11 protein-coding genes are annotated in these 15,568 nt (G+C 59.8%); 6 read left to right on the top strand and 5 right to left on the bottom strand.

What is annotated here, in order from left to right; translation table 11 throughout:
• Positions 1-7: 7 nt before the first annotated feature.
• A complete protein-coding gene (gene fni / locus LB577_RS15055; protein ID WP_224687297.1) occupies positions 8-1,057 on the top strand; it encodes a type 2 isopentenyl-diphosphate Delta-isomerase in 1,050 nt (349 codons plus the stop codon).
• A 1,045-nt stretch (positions 1,058-2,102) separates the two neighbouring features.
• On the opposite strand, the gene LB577_RS15050 is transcribed toward fni, so the two are convergent.
• A complete protein-coding gene (locus tag LB577_RS15050) occupies positions 2,103-2,411 on the bottom strand; it encodes a hypothetical protein (RefSeq protein ID WP_224687296.1) in 309 nt (102 codons plus the stop codon).
• Between the two features lie 154 nt (positions 2,412-2,565).
• Between LB577_RS15050 and LB577_RS33280 the strand changes: the two genes are divergently transcribed.
• Positions 2,566-3,681, top strand: coding sequence for a response regulator (locus LB577_RS33280; protein ID WP_064994194.1), 1,116 nt, complete (start codon positions 2,566-2,568; stop codon positions 3,679-3,681).
• Positions 3,682-4,928: 1,247 nt separating this feature from the next.
• Here LB577_RS33280 and LB577_RS15040 read toward each other — a convergent pair.
• From LB577_RS15040 to LB577_RS15030, 3 genes are all read right to left on the bottom strand, one after another.
• Entirely contained in the window at positions 4,929-6,245 is a 1,317-nt protein-coding gene (locus LB577_RS15040) for a type II toxin-antitoxin system HipA family toxin (protein WP_224687295.1), read from the bottom strand.
• Positions 6,235-6,573 carry a helix-turn-helix transcriptional regulator gene (locus LB577_RS15035; RefSeq protein WP_224687294.1) on the bottom strand — a complete coding sequence of 113 codons (339 nt, stop codon included), beginning with the start codon at positions 6,571-6,573 and terminating at the stop codon, positions 6,235-6,237. The genes LB577_RS15040 and LB577_RS15035 overlap by 11 nt, the downstream gene beginning before the upstream one ends.
• A 370-nt stretch (positions 6,574-6,943) precedes the next feature.
• The gene (locus tag LB577_RS15030) at positions 6,944-7,174 is read right to left on the bottom strand and encodes a hypothetical protein (protein ID WP_224687293.1); all 231 of its coding nucleotides are present in this window, start codon (positions 7,172-7,174) and stop codon (positions 6,944-6,946) included.
• Positions 7,175-7,193: 19 nt separating this feature from the next.
• Between LB577_RS15030 and LB577_RS15025 the strand changes: the two genes are divergently transcribed.
• Positions 7,194-7,439 (top strand): hypothetical protein, encoded by a 246-nt coding sequence (locus LB577_RS15025; protein ID WP_224687292.1) that lies wholly within the window; start codon positions 7,194-7,196, stop codon positions 7,437-7,439.
• Between the two features lie 1,522 nt (positions 7,440-8,961).
• Here the strand turns inward: LB577_RS15025 and LB577_RS15015 are convergent.
• A complete protein-coding gene (locus LB577_RS15015) occupies positions 8,962-9,666 on the bottom strand; it encodes a DsbA family protein (RefSeq protein ID WP_224687290.1) in 705 nt (234 codons plus the stop codon).
• A 1,239-nt stretch (positions 9,667-10,905) separates the two neighbouring features.
• On the opposite strand from LB577_RS15015, the gene LB577_RS15010 reads away from it, so the two are divergent.
• From LB577_RS15010 to LB577_RS15000, 3 genes are all read left to right on the top strand, one after another.
• Complete coding sequence (locus tag LB577_RS15010; protein ID WP_224687289.1) at positions 10,906-11,166, top strand: hypothetical protein; 261 nt, start codon at positions 10,906-10,908, stop codon at positions 11,164-11,166.
• A 1,109-nt stretch (positions 11,167-12,275) separates the two neighbouring features.
• Entirely contained in the window at positions 12,276-13,751 is a 1,476-nt protein-coding gene (locus LB577_RS15005) for an NAD-dependent succinate-semialdehyde dehydrogenase (protein WP_224687288.1), read from the top strand.
• Between the two features lie 503 nt (positions 13,752-14,254).
• On the top strand, positions 14,255-15,019 hold the full coding sequence (locus LB577_RS15000) for an HAD-IIA family hydrolase (protein ID WP_224687287.1): 765 nt from the start codon (positions 14,255-14,257) through the stop codon (positions 15,017-15,019).
• Positions 15,020-15,568: the final 549 nt, after the last annotated feature.

Genomic DNA, 15,568 nt, shown 5'->3' with positions numbered 1-15,568 from the left:
AGCGAGCATGACCGACATCGCCCTAAGCCGGCGCAAGGACGATCATCTGGACATCGTGCTGGATCGGCGAACGGCGCCGGCCAGGGTCGCCGCCGGCTGGGAGTCCATCCGTTTCGAACACTGCGCATTGCCCGAGTTGGACCTGACGCAGATCGATCTGCGCGCCTCGCTGCTGGGCAAGACCATGCGCGCGCCGCTGCTGATCAGCTCCATGACCGGCGGCATGCCACGCGCCGAGGCCATCAACTGGCATCTGAGCGAGGCAGCGCAAGCCTTGGGGATCGCCATGTGCGTCGGTTCGCAGCGCGTGAGCCTGCAATCCCGCAGCTCCCAGGGGCTGACGCGCGCGCTGCGCCGCCTGGCCCCAGACATTCCCTTGCTGGCCAATATCGGCGCCGCGCAACTGCGCGAGGCCGACGGCCTGGACCTGGCGCGCCGGGCAGTTGATGCGCTGGAGGCCGATGGACTCATCGTCCATCTCAATCCGCTGCAGGAAGCTGTACAGCCGGAGGGCGACAGCGACTGGCGCGGCGTCCTGGCGCAGATCGCTCGCGCCGCGCGCTGCGTGGGCGTGCCGATCGTGGCCAAGGAAGTGGGGTCGGGCCTGTCCACCTCTGTGGCCTGTGTGCTCGTCGAGGCGGGCGTGGCGGTGATCGATGTCGCAGGCGCCGGCGGCACCTGTTGGGCCGCGGTGGAGGGCGAGCGCGCCCGCGATGCCGCCGACCGTGCAGTGGCGCTGGCCTTCGCCGATTGGGGGATTCCGACCCCGGCCAGCGTGCAGGCGGTACGTCGGGCGCTGCCGGCGGTGAAGCTGATCGCGTCGGGCGGAATCCGCGACGGCGTCGACGTGGCCAAGGCCATTCGCCTGGGCGCGGACATCGCTGGGCAGGCGGCCGGCGTGCTGCACGCGGCGACGGTGTCCACCGAGGCGGTTGTCGCGCATTTCGAGATCGTCATCCGCCAGTTGGCCGTCGCCTGCTTCTGCACCGGCTCGGCCGATCTGGCGGCATTACGTCAGGCGCGCTTGTTGCCCTCGGCGCATCTGCCCGCCGGTTGATGCGGGCGTCGTCCGCACGTAGCGGCGGGGCGCCTAGAAGGCTGCTGAAATACCTACGCCAAAGTAGACCACTGATCCACCTTGGCGAGACGGTTCGATGATGTGTTCATGGAGCAGCTGTTCACCATGAAGCGGTTGGAGGATTTTGGTTCCAGCCGATCATCCACTGCGCCCGATCCGGCTTATGGTCAATGAAGCGCGAATACGTGCACATCCAACTTGAGAGACGGCGGGAAGCCGCCGCGTCGCGGGAACGGGCCGGGTAATCTTCGCCGCCCTGCCCTGTGGTTCATTCAGCGGTGGCGGCGCAAACTGCGACCGGCCCGAACGGAGATTGGCTCCGGCAAGAGCTTTTTCCGCTGAGAAGTGGCGAGCGACGCGGAAGCATGATTGCGAACGCGAACACTCGGCGACGAAAATCCTGAAGCAGCGGGCGAGCATTCATTGTCCTTTCCTAGGCAGTTAGCAGCAGCAGCAGTCCTAAGGCCAACGCGATGGGACCCAAGAGAAGGCAGGCCGGAACAACGCTCCTTCCAATTGAATTGCGAATTTTGGACGTTTGCTTTGGCCGCATTCTGACGACGATTTCCTGTCAAGCGACGCCACGCGTGGGCGGCGCATTCAGACATTGAATGGTGATGGCTCGAACGAAGTTCTCGGTTGTACTGACGCTTCCGAGCCCGCCGCCGATAAAAAAGCGCGATCTGAGCCGGCGAGATTGGCAAGCAGACACGGGCCCCCTCGCCCCCTTTGGATGCCGCCAGCCGGTGATGGCCACGAGTGCTGTCTAGGTTAGCAAGATCAGCTTCGATGCTCCCGACGGATTGTGGCCAGGTAGCCCGATTTACGCTTGGTCATGCACTCAGGACTTGAAGATCACGCACTCAGGATATGACAGTGCATCGTTGGCATCGCGGGCGCATGAATAAGGCGGGATTGGATGATGAGGGCCGCAGCGGGCATTGGCAGAACGCTCATGCTGATCATATTTCATCCACGAAGAATAACACCACTTGGCCAATCTCGAGGCTACAGTGGAACAATCCTAAGACAGGGCTTCCAGACATTGTAGGTGACGCATCGCTTTATCCTTAGCCTCCTGCGCCGGCACCACCCACACGCGCGAAGCTACGCGGTCGAATTGCGTTTCGACGTTTTGCCATCGACTCGACGCCATCTGACCCGCCGTCTTCGGTCTAATCAAACGGAGGTGCCTTTGCTCCGCTTCAGGCTTGGTCAGTACGGCTTGGCGCGGTTGCCATTCGGCGATCCCAACCTCTAAGTTCCCGGCGGCCGGTGCAGCGCCGACGGTGGTCGCATAAAGAGAAAGTGCCGTGATCAAGATGACGTTCATAACTTGCCTCTAATCGGTTGTTATAATCACCGCCCTTCTGACACGCGCACCTGACGGCAGCCTGAAAGCCGCCGGAACATTTGCGCTACGGCGTTCAGCCTATTGTCAGGTTCCGTCAATAGGGCACGAACCCTGCCCAATTATGGAGCTCGGCATGCGAATTTTGCTCATTGAAGACAGCGAGGACTTTGGCAGCGCTGTACGAGAACATATGATAGCTGATGGCCACGCGGTTGAATGGGCCAAGGACCTGTCCGAAGCGCGGTATCACGCAAGTGGGATTCCCTACGGGCTTGTTCTGCTCGACATTAACCTGCCAGACGGTAACGGCCTGGACTACTTGCGGGAGATGAGGAAGGGGCGTGATTCGACACCCGTCATCATCGTGACAGCTCGCCATACGGTCGAGGACCGCATCGAGGGGCTCAATGCTGGTGCCGCCGACTACTTGGTCAAGCCGTTCGATCCCCGCGAACTTTCCGCGCGCATTCATGCCGTGGCGCGTAGTCACGGGAACTTCCCGAAGCCATATTCTGTCGGGGCGCTGTCCATAAACGCGGCTGAGCGGCGCGTCGCCCTCGACGGGCAGCCGGTCAACCTGACTGCACGCGAATGGGCGATTCTCGACTGCGTTCTATCCCGACCCGGAGCGGTAGTTTTGAAGAGGAAGATCGAGGAAGAACTCCTTTCCTTAGGTTCGGAAAGTGAGAGCAATACCGTGGAGGTTTATGTTAGCCGGCTCCGCAAGAAGATCGGTAGGGACCGAATAGCGACACTGCGTGGCTTGGGGTACAGTTTCGTGGAAGAATCACGGAACGGCCTCGGAGACCCTGTCGATCTTGTCCAAAAGGTTCGGTCAGTCGTTGATGACTTCTTGAAAAAGCCGTGGTTTGCCGGACGGCTAATCCTTGACGTCGACGGCTGCCCCGCCTGGGAGTGCAAAGCAGACCACGCCGTTAGAATTCCCGTCGTGCTTCGATGCCTCATCGACAACGCACTCACACATGGACTGCCCGATATCCCGACGACAGTTTCCGTCCGAGCTGATGGAACCATCGCCATTGTAAACGCAGGACCGGTGGTGCCCCTCCCAGACCTTGACGAGATAACAGAGCGTTTTGTGCGTCTGGCGACTCGGGCAACTGTTCCAGGCCAGGGTCTACCCGTCGCTAATTATGTTATCAAGAAGGTCGGTGGCAGCCTTGAACTTGCCTCGCCTGCCACAGGTCGCGGGGATGGTTTTGAGGCGATTATTCGAATCCCTCGATGACCCTGGTTTGCTGCAGCGACCAGGTTCGGCGTAGGAAGCATTGTACGCTGCTGGGCAACGGGAATGTCAAACAGGGGCGGTAACCAAACCCGCGGTGGGCCGGCTCGCCAGAGGAAGTCAGCTTTGGCGGGGCACACCACATCCCAATCCACTGGCGTGAGACAAGCATGCCACGGCCCCGCCCCAAGCCCAAGGCGCTTCCGCATGCACTCACCCTTCGGATTTCCCGTCGTGAGAGCCCGCGCTGTAGCGTTGTTCTGAGCGGTCTTTTTCATTCACATGGGACGTTGATCCCCCTCACCCAAAGATGTCGCCGTCCCGGGCCTTCCGAAGCCACCGACGAAATTTCCCTCTGCCTTGCTGCGCACCATACTTGCTGGCGCGCTAGCCCTGATGGCGACCGGTCCGGCTCCCGCAGGCCCCGACGACGACGACGACGGCGGTTGTGGCTATGCCGCCTCCCTTGTGAATGTTGGCGCTCGGAAGACGATCTGAGCCCCTGCGACCAAGCAGATCTATAGCGGTTGCTGCGGGTCCTGATTTGACCCGCAGCAGCATATCAGCTGGAAGGCGAAGCTCACAAAAAGGGATGGGCGTTTCTGCGCTTTTTCGACGCATTTCCCTCATGCTGCCGGCGCCCATCCGGCATGACGGGGAAGATATCATGTTAAGCGGCACGCGCTTCCCATTCGGCGATGTCCGATGTCCGACAATGTCGGATAGGCAACATAGCAGACTGCGGATAATCACATTGCCGAGACGAGTTTCTCGCCCACTCTCTCCCACTACTAAGTGGGACGAGCACGCAGCACCCTCAACTAGGAGATAACTCACTTTGCCTCGAACTTTGCCCATCGCCCGATCACCACAAGCTAAGCCATCGCTGAACCTTCGGTCCGGTTGGCTAGATCGTGCAGCCGGCAATACTGTCGCCAAAGCGCGGCGCGCCCCGTCAGCATTGCGTCCCATCAGCTCGGCCGACAGAGTCAAGCACGCCCTGGCGCAGCGCCTGCTCGAAGCGCCGCGTCCGACGAGTGGCGGATGGCGTTCTGCCGCCGAGTCGTCAACGACAGCCAGCCGCGGCCGGCGCACAGCTTTGCCGCTCGGCCAAGCGCCCGCCCCGATTACGGGCGGCAGTCTTGAAGGTTGAACAGCCGTCTGTTCCTGTCTTCGCGCTGGCACGGCAAGGATTGTCCAAATTGTGGGCGTCGTGCGCTTGCCGAGCGGGTCCGAAATCCACCGCCGGATCAGGCGTGAACACTGTTGCGTAGTTCGTCAGCCAGAGCGCGGAGAGCGTCGGCGCTCCCTTCCAGCGCCGTAAAAGCGTAGGGATTGAGGAACTGTCGGCCCCAGAACAGATTGCGATCTGTGCGCGATAGCGCAGCTTCCTCACTGACACGCGGCCAATTCTCCGCAATGCATCGGAGCTGGCCTTCAACAATCGCAAGAGCTTCCGGCGCGCTGAGCAGGAAGTGATGCGCGGCCTCAAGGCATGACGCGATCCGGCTCATGCGGTTATTGCCGCTGATGAGCATGGCCTGGCTGGCCTCCTGGCCGCTGCGGGCCTGCGGACAAATATCATAGGCAGGCGTGAGGGTGAGCTTAGCCCCGTCCCAGAACGCCGCATGGTTGCGGGCATGATCGTCGGTGTTGCCGCAAAGTATATTGAATACAATGCGGCTGAACAACTCGCGCAGAGTTTCCGACGGCGCAGTGAATCGGTGGCGAATGATCTCCGCCAGATCCTGGTAGCTAGCGTAACGCGCCATCATCTCATCGAGCGCGAGCATCGTCAGCGCTGAGACCATGGATTTGCGTTGCCAGCCGCCCGTGACCCTGATCCGGTCGAATCGCTCGACGAGCAACACGTCCTTGCCTGCGGCGCGGACGAGCGAGACGGATGCCGCTCTGATGCCGCACAAGGCGGCAAGCCGCATGGCTATGAATTCTCCTTTGACGACGCTGTAAAGGTCGGCAGACGAGGAAAATTTCGCGACATGCTTGACGGTGTGGTCCTCGATCAGCGCCTTGGGCCTTGCCCCGCCGATCGAGCTGCCGTGATGCAGCGCCTGATCTAATTCGGGGGTGAGCGGAATACCTGTCTCTACCCGCTCCGCCGATTGGACAAGCTCTTCGAGAGTGGCATTGGCCGGTGCGCGCGGCTCGTAATTTGTGGGCGAAAACTGAAAATCGAGCGCGCCGATGCGGTCCGAGCCTGATTCCAGCAGGAACGTCAGTTCTGAAATATCGAGCTGCGCGATTTCATCGCCTTTCACACCGAATTTGCGATTGAGGATAACCCGTCGTCCCCAGGCATCGGGGGCAGCATCGCGGATGCATCCCGGCATGGTTAGGCCAGGAAGCAAAGGCAATTCGCCTGTCTTCAGGGGCAGTTCCGGGAGATAAAGCGCGACCGCCCTGCCGAGTTCACGAAAGCTCCTGCCATAGTTGAAGCTGACGAGTCCGTCATGGGTATATAGCCGCCCGGCGACAACCGGCGCGGTCTCGCCCGGCAGCCAGACCCAGACATAGGCTTCGTCGTACTTGGGGACCTTAGAACTCATCGACGACCTGCTTGCCGGCCTTGTAGACGTGCTTCGGCAGCAGCGCGATGCGATCGTCCATGCGGCCTGTGAGGGCTGTGATGGCCTTGCCATCCGCATCGAACAGCTTCACACCGACAATGGCAGCAGCCTCGAACATCAGTCCGATTTCGACTTTGGGATCGCCCTTCTCGATGCGCTGCAAGGTGCTGCGTGAAACACCGATTCTCTCGGCTAACTCCTGTCCGGTTAACCGGTGCTGCATCCGGCCCAGCCGGATGGTCTTACCGAAAAGGCCAAGCGCCTCGATCGCGTAGCGCGAATAAGTCCGTTTTTGCGTTGCCGTCATTAGGCCACCGTGATCCATGCATGAGCCATATCTCAGGCTTTCGGCCTTTATATAGGTCATCTTCGCAGAGCGAGGCAAGCATCCGTCTCCTATATGATCCAAACCCCTGAGTCGCCCTTTATAAGCAGCAAGAGTTCGCAGCAGGAGCCAATGAACCCCGATTCACTTGGGCGGTCTCACTTATTTGCCTTTTCTCGCCGAGCACCCGCTCCAAGTTCTCATACACCCCAGGCTGCCGTTCATCTGGCATGCGTTCCAGAGTGCGCAGCTTCCAGCGAACGGCGGGCAGCTTGTCCGCCCCTTCAATGCCGAGCAGATCCCATTGCGGGGCGGGCTTCGAAGGAGAGCAGGAATTTTCGCTGATCGTCGGTCAATGCCTGGTTGAGCCGGTGATCAGCCGCTTGCGAACGTCGAGCAATTCATCGAGGCTCACCTCGATCTGCGACATGCGCAGAATTTCTCTCGGCGGTCGAAGAAGGCATCGCCTTGATGCCACACAATCTCGGTTTCCGCCGGTCTCGTGTGAATCTGTTGCTTCACAAAATGAAGAGACATGCAGGCCGGCTTGCCCGTCATGCGGCAATTCGTTCGCTGCGATCAACAGAAACTCCGAGAATTGGATGGTTGCGGCGCTAGACGAACTGTTCTTTCCGAACCTTGACCATTCGCACTTTCCGTCTTCTGAGCGCTTGGCGATGGGAAAACAGCTGTCCGACCACATCCTGGCATTGAATCCCCCCGATAGCGACCAATGCAAGCTCGTGCCTTACCCGTTGGCAGCTCTGTACTATCACGAGAGCGGCAACAAAAGCTCTCGGGCGATCGAGTTGATCGACCTGACACTGAAGTCGCGCGGCGGTCCGTAGCTTATCCGCGACGAAGATGAACAGCATTTGCTGCAGTTCCTGCCCTACTTCAAGGGTGAGAAGGTTTGTTACGGCGCTGTGTGTGCGGCTCCAAACAATGGCCGATTCGACAGCTGGTATACCGTTTCCGGCTGACCATCAGGTTTATGTTAGGGACGGAATTGGCCGGGCGGACAGCTCTTGATGCGAACGGCGCAAAGCCGCCCGGTCTGCGAGATCGCCTGGGCTGCTCTTTTGGACTTAGGTCCGAAGGACGGCGGTCTGCTACGACGCCCCCGCCTTTGGTTAAGCGGGGCATGAGCTGAGCTACGCGTTTGCCCGCTTCGAACCGGCTTCGCGCACCGGTGCCAGATGGCCCCCGGAACCTTAATAATCGACCGGCGACAACACCTTCACGCCGGCCGGATCATGCCTGGCGGACCGCCCGGATAATCCTGAGATCCTGGCCGACGTCGGCGCCGCTTGGGTAGCTGCGATTGAAATCGTTTGGGCGCAGATGCAACGTGGGTCCTTATTCCACGCATCGTTTTACGTGCTCAGCTCAAAACGTCAGCTTGAAGCCGGCCGACAGGGTGAAGGCATAGAAGTCCATGCCAGCGCTGTTGCTACCCTTGATGCTTAGCTCTCCGCCGGTCGCGATGCTGTAGTCCGGGTTCTAGCCTTTCTTGGGAAAATATTGTCCAGATTGCCGGCCAGGAAGACGCTGGCGCGGCCGGTTATCTGATAGTCGATCTTGGCTGGCCGAGATGAACGGCACCGTGGAGAAGTCGTCGTCAAATCGCAGCCCGGGCCAATCGCCCCCCATTGATGGTCAACATCGCTTGCGTCGATGGTCAGGCCGCCGCGGAGCAGACCCGAGGGCGTCAAGTGCTGAGCGTCGTGGTTGCTTCCGCGCCAAGGAACACGCCGAAATAGCGCTGTTCGTAATCGATGCTGGCTTCGCCGTCCGGGAACTTGCCGCGTTTCTCGCGGAAGCCGAAGCCGTTCCCACTATATATGTACGATCCCCTTAGGCATATATGTACGATCCCGTTAGTCGCTCCGCTTCATGTTCGTGTAATTGACGCCGCCATGAAGGTTGAGAACCGTGGCACGCTGATCACGAAACCTCGGCCGCCTGCGACGTCCAAATTGATGTAGCGGTCAAGGTGGGTGTCGGAGTGGATTGACTGATCCGACCAATCCCGTTCGGCAGAGCTCGGCGCTTCCTTGAGCCAATCATAGCAGCGATTCATGGGGCCGCCTCCTCCGGATAGCCGTTGGTGATCTCTCGTTGAACGACGGCGGCTCTCAGCGACCGTTCGAAGACGTTGTTTGTCGCGGCGACCATTCCTGGGCATTGGTGCAAAGACGTTGAACTCCGATGCGATGTTCAGGACGGCTTAGTCATTGCCCTTTGCCCGGTGCGTTGCATAGCGCCGCGCGGGCCGCCCACTACCGCGTTGCCGGGCCATATTGAGATTTGGCCCGGCGCGAGAGGCGGCACTCGTGGCCAGAGAGGTTGCACCGGCGGCCAGCCCTGTCAAAATGCCGAAGTTGGTGATCCGGTAGGACGCCTATCCTTTTCCCGCTCGTTGGCGAGGTAGCGGTCCAAATAGTGAATGTTAGCCGCACCTGAAACCACTCGTTTGCCGACAACGACCGCCGGCCCGCCGTGGATGGACAGCTTCTTTGCGAGCGCGGAATGGTGCTTGACGGTGTTTACGATTCCGGGGTCCTTCATGTCCCGCTTGAGCCGCTCAACGTCGAGGCCCTCGTCTCGTGCGATATCCAAAATGTCGGATCCGCTGAGCCGGAGGCCAGTAGCCATTAGGCCGTGATGGAACGCCTCAAATTTTCCCTGTTTGCTGGCGGCGAGCACCGCCCGTGCGGCAAATTTGGAACCCGGTCTCGTGCTCGAATAAGGTATGTAGTAAACCTTCAGCTCGGGATCACGCTTGAGGGCTTGCTGGATCGTACGGTCTACCGCGCGGCGCTGCGGGTCGTTGCAGTCCAAAAATACGGCGATATGGTGGTCGCCATTCGGGTTGCCAGCAGTTGGCGCAGCGGGGTCGTTGAAGAGTGCGTCGTGCCGGTCTGAAATGACCTTCTCCCTATCCTTGCGGAGCTGGCTATTGTATTCGTGCTGGAGCACGTAGTGTGTGACAGTTGGACCATATTTCGCCAGCACGGAAAGCAGCAGCAGTAGGGCTGAAAGGGCGATCCGGCCGGCTTTTAGATTAATCATGGGGAGTTCCAATTAACGGTGAATGGCAGGGCAGTAACAGCCGGCTTGTGACACCCGGACCTGACAGCAGCCTGACAACCTCAGGGCATTTGCGTCACGCGGCGTTGAGCGTAGCGTCACGTTCAGAAAGACTCCGCCCTCGAACTGTCGCCCGGCCCCCCTGATGCCACTACGCTCGTCGAAGACGGCAAGGATCTTGGCCGCGGCTGTACGCGAACTTACGATGGTGGCCACGCGGTCGATTGGGCCAAGGTCCTGTCCAAAGCGCGGTGTTGCGGGCCCAGCGCTGGCCACGCGGTCGGCGATCCTTCTGTCGTGAATTTTACTCATGCTGCCGGCGAGCGCCGCCATGCCCCGGTGACGCCGACGATATCACCTTAAGCGGCAAGCGCTTCCCTTAAACTGGCGTTCGATGTCGGACAATGTCGGATCGGCAACATAGCAGAGTCCGATTACTCACGTTGCCGAGACGAGTTTCCTGTTTGGCACGGCATGTGCGCGATCCCGCAAACGCCTCACAGACTAAAGAGAAGTCATCCGATGATCACCCACCAAAGAATGCCCTCACATTGATTCACTCAAGATGACGCTCGCGTCTGGCCTCGCAAAATACTGATGGCTCAGCTGGGCCTGCGCTGCCCACGCATCCATTTTGTCCCGCAAGGGCGTCGAGGACGCAGCATCGGCAAAATGAGGGGCAACTCCTTCGCCTCGAACTTTGCACATCGCCCGGTAACGTGGACCTTCGGTCTGGCTGGGTGCACAAGGCCACATTTTGCGACGGCGCTGACCTTCGCGACCACCGCTTCGGTTCTGGCGGTCACCAATGACAGAGCCGGTCGATCGCAGCCCGGGCCCAGCTCTCCGGAATGAGCGTCAACGAGCGCGACTCTGCGGCAGGCAAAATGTCAGGTTCACTACAACCTATATCTGAGCACCGTCGAGGTTTTCAAAGCAAACGGCGCTTATTGGGCGCTGAGGTGTTGGCACGGCCTTTGCAAATTGGAGGTGGCAACATCGAGCGAGGTGTTTCGCCGTGTTGCCGGACAGCGAAGTCAAAGCTTCGGAAGGTTTCAGCGGGAAGGAGCTCAAAGGATAATTGCGTTCTCTCTGCCGGAAAGGATGAAGAGAACGAGCACGGAAGCATACGCGGTTGATTACGCTGGCGTAATTTACTGCATAATTTCTTGTCTTTTGGTTACCCATCTCTCGATGAGAGCATAAACAGAAGAGAACACAATGAGTGCTGAAGGTAAAAAGAAACGAGGCGTATCTGGCCTCTCAAATGCGCGGAATATTGCATTCCGCTATGGTGGTAGGCCTTCAAACTACAGCTTGGCGATAGGGCACACGACTCATCCGCGTCTGGGCGGTTCGCTGTTCCTCAACGCTATGATCCTGGGGCAAATGCTGCCAGGATTTAACCCAAGTGAACGTATGTTGAAGGCTGCGGACGCTTGTATTGAGGTATGCCCCGCTCTTGGTGCGCCTTTCCACTGAAAGAAGCCGAGAAACCGCAAATGACTTGGCAGATGGTATGAACCCAATTGTAGGCGGGCTGTGCCGCCCTTCGTCTTTGGCATCGTCTTGTACTCCCAGGAATGGAACAGTGATTGGCTTCCATAACAACAACATCGGACCGTCCGGCGCCAAAGAGATCGAGGAGGATCTGGCGGGGATAGATCGCAAACAGCGCGAACTTCGGTGGCATCAACTGTCCCGAGCAGCCATGCCTCCATTCGGCCCGCGGCGCGGCGCGTAGGTTGTTGAACAGCGACAGCCATTCCTTCTACCCGTTCCTTGGTCGCTAGCGTCAAATATGCGCTCTCTCGGCCTCGATCTCGCGGCGGTAGGTATTGCCGATTGCGCCACGGCGCCGCCTGCCTTTGACACTGGGCGAACCCGTTGCGCGACTTCACCCGATGTTCTCGATTAGCGAGGGTGAGAGAGCTGCCACATCGTCGCCGGTTCATGATGGCGCGCAGGTCTTCCCGGCTTGCGCTCATCGGCGATTTGTCTTTGTGGCGTAGTGGCGCCGCCGTCCGGCGACGATGTCGAAAGTGTCTGGACTGCCGTTTTTGGGACCAACAGCAACTGGAGGATGCTCCGCCGGCGGATGGACGGCACGTCATCGGATATGTCCGGCGCCCGCTTGCCGTCTCGCACGTCGAAAGGTGACAAGGAGAGCTCGCCAACGCCAATATGAGCGATTGCATGTGATGGACTCCGGCTCCGTCCGAACCTCTGCCAGACCGCCGAGGGAGCCGGTTGCGCCAAGTAGCGCAGGTTATCCGTCAGGCCACTGAGGGATGCCGAGACTGCTGATGGGCTTCGGCATCCAAGATGTGACCTTCACTGTGGGCCCCTGCGGCGTAGACGCAGAGCGGAAGAGCGCCACGAAATACCTGCGCTTGGGCAAGCCCATATCCACTGTTCGGTTTGTCTCCTAATGAGACCACCAACCAGACTAAAGCCTTGAGCAATTCGACCTTTCAAATTCGGGGATGGTCTACTAGCTGTCTGGCGGAGGCCCTATAAGGAACCCGCAGGTGCGGAATAGACCGACACCCGCCCGACAACTCATCCGCCGCGTTTAAGAGGAACCCGGTATGCCCCTATGCCTACCGATGATCCGCCACCTGAAATCCCCGGACCTGTTTGGCGCCATCGATCGCTTGCCGGCGCTTGGCACACCGGTTAGCGAGCGCACATTCGAAGTCATCAATCCATCGAGCGGCGAACTGCTGGCGGTGCTTCCCGACATGGGTGTGGAAGAAACGCGCGCTGCGATCGACAAGGCTTACCTGGCGCAGCCAGAATGGGCGGGGCTGACCGCCCGAGAACGCAGTGACGCTTTGTGGCGATGGCATCAGCTGATCATTGACCACACCGACGATCTTGCCGCGATACTCACTGCAGAGATGGGCAAGCCCATTGCCGAAGCCAGGTCCGAGGTTTCGCACGCCGCCGCGTATCTGCAATGGTACGCCGAAGAGGCCAATCGCACTTATGGCGAGACGATCCCCGCGCCGTCGACAGACCGTCGCATGCTGGTGATCAAGCAGCCCATCGGTGTGGTCGGCACGATTACGCCTTGGAATTTCCCGGCGTCGATGGTGGCGCGAAAGATCTCGCCGGCGCTGGCGGCGGGCTGCGCGATCGTGCTTAAGCCTGCTGAACAGACGCCGCTTGTGGCAGGTGCAATGTTCGCCCTCGCGCACCAGGCCGGCTTTCCCGAAGGCGTCGTCAACCTAGTTTATGCATCTGAAGGTGATGACGTCGGACGCGAGCTTTGCTCTAACCCCAAGGTTCGAAAGATCAGCTTCACAGGCTCGACCGAGGTTGGCCGGCTGCTCATGCGCCAGTGTTCGGACCAGATCAAGAAGGTCAGTCTCGAGCTCGGCGGCAACGCGCCTTTCATCGTCTTCGACGACGCTGACATCGACGCTGCGGTTGACGGCGCGATCCAGGCGAAGTTCCGCAACGCCGGCCAGACTTGCGTTTCAGCGAACCGGCTTTACGTCCAATCGAGCGTTCACGATGAGTTCGTCGAAAAGTTCGTGGAGAAAGCCCGGTCCTTGTCGGTCGGCGACGGCTTCGCTCCGGCAGTGGACGTCGGACCGCTCATCGACTTGCATGCTTTGGCCAAGATCGAGTCCCACATCGCAGATGCCGTTGCCAAGGGTGGGACAATTCGATGCGGGGGCGAACGTATTGGCAAGGATGGGACCTTCTTCAAACCGACAGTCCTCACTGAAATTTCCAGCAGCATGGCGGTTGCGCAAGAGGAGACTTTCGGGCCGCTGGCTCCGATCATTCGCTTCCACGATGCGGATCAGGTAGTGCGTGAGGCCAACGACACGATCTACGGCCTCGCCGCCTATTTCTATGCCTCCAATCTGAAGCGTGTCTGGCGCGTGGCCGAGGCGTTGGAATACGGCATGGTTGGCATCAACACGGGGCGTATGTCTTCGGAAGCGGCGCCCTTTGGCGGCATCAAGCAGTCCGGCATTGGGCGAGAGGGTTCCCGCCACGGGCTCGAAGACTACCTCGAAATGAAATACCTCTGCATGGGCGGCATCTGATCTCTATGGGATGGGCCGCCTCAGGCGCAGAATGAACCAAAGGGATGATCGAACGCTTTGGCGAACCTTCTTCCGGCTGGTTTCGGGTCGTTCACCGCGCCCCTGGCCTGCGCGCCTTAAGTGAGATCTAGACGCCGCGCTACGTGAACCGCCTCTACAGCGACGAGGCAAGGTGCCACAAGCGGACGGCAGGTTGCTCATCCTGATCCAAGCGCGGCACGTCTCGCCAGGCAAGTGGTTCGCTGGGAACTAGAGACGCGTTGTCCATCAGCTGCGTTGACGCAGCGAATGTCGGCAGCCGACGGCGCAGGGCGTCGGCACGGCGAGCGGTGCGCCCGACACGTTTACGCCGCAACCTCCTTATTGCCGCACGGCCAACTGGGCGCCCTTCGCGCATCGCTCTCAATCGGTACAGTCGCCGGCATTCTCGCCTGGAGAAGATTCAGTGACACAAGCCGTGCTCAGGCCGTGCATGCACGAAAGACATCGAGGGTTGATATCCAATGATTACAGCGCATCTGCTCGACATGGACGGAGTCCTGGTCCGCGGCGGCCAACCGATTGCTGGCTCGGTCGGCTATGTGGCCGGGCTAATCGCCACGGGTGAGCCGTTTCAGATCTTCACCAACAACTCGCGCTTCACACCCGAAGATCATGCCGAGCGTCTAAGAGCGGTTGGCTTCGCCGTGCAGCCAGAGCACATCTACACATCGGCGCTCGCCACTGCGCGGTTCATGGAACTGCAAAAGCCCGGATCATCTGCCTATGTCATCGGCGACCACGGTCTGGTTGAGGCTCTGCGGCAGGCAGGCTGCCGGATAACGGAGTTTTCGCCCGAGTTCGTGGTCCTCGGGGATACAATTTCGTACCACTATGAGCAGATCGCAACTGGTGCCGAGCTTGTGGCGAAGGGAGCGCGTTTTCTCGCCACCAATCCGGATGCGACTGGCCCGACCGAACGAGGCTTCCATCCGGCGTGCGGGGCAGTCGCAGCACTAATCGAGAAGGCCACCGGCCGTCAGCCCTATTTCGTCGGGAAGCCGAACCCGTTCATGATGCGCAATGCGCTCGACCGGCTGGGAGTGCGAGCTGTCGATACCATCATGGTCGGGGACCGCATGGATACCGACGTGCTCGCAGGGCTGGAATCGGGCCTGAAAACAGCCCTTGTGCTTACTGGGGTGACCAAGCTGGCTGACATAGAGCGGTTTCCATTCAGACCGGACTTCGTGGTCGATTGCCTTGCGGATCTGAGCCAGATCATCTGAACCAACAAGCCGAAGGCACCCAGACGCCAAGTCTGAACGTGCTCCCGCTACGTTCCGGGCCGCTAACCCAACGCAATCTGGAGGAAAGCTGGCCGCAAAAGAAGTGATAAGTACGACTACTTAGTCGAACTAAACCCATGTAGCCCATGCCGGGCGGTCTGCCGTTGCTGGGAAGGAGCGGCTCGGCCGCTGTTTATAGCGAGCCCTCATGGAAGCGCGTCGAACAACTTTGAACGGGAGTTGGCAATGCGCCTGCCGCAAAAATGGGCTTAGAGCATCGCGCTTGCCGAGCGGCCTTGCGATGTGCGGAATCTGTCTCTCCACAGGTTCCGCCTGCCGCCCTCGCAGCTCCATCTCATTTACTGACGACGATGGGAGAGCCTATGAGCAGACTACGCTGCGAGTGAGACTTTCCGCACTACTTGAAAGGCGATCCTCGAGTTAACGATGCCCGAAATAGTCGCTGCCGTGAACATAAAGCCACAACGACGCGCTCGACGATTTCGGGGCCTTGCGCTTCGTTTTCTATCCGTGGCAGACGCATTGGCA

It is taken from the genome of Mesorhizobium sp. B283B1A, assembly GCF_020165735.1.
GTDB lineage: Bacteria > Pseudomonadota > Alphaproteobacteria > Rhizobiales > Rhizobiaceae > Mesorhizobium > Mesorhizobium opportunistum.
Note: the sequence above shows the minus strand (reverse complement) of the source record. Positions and strands in the feature narration are given on the sequence as shown.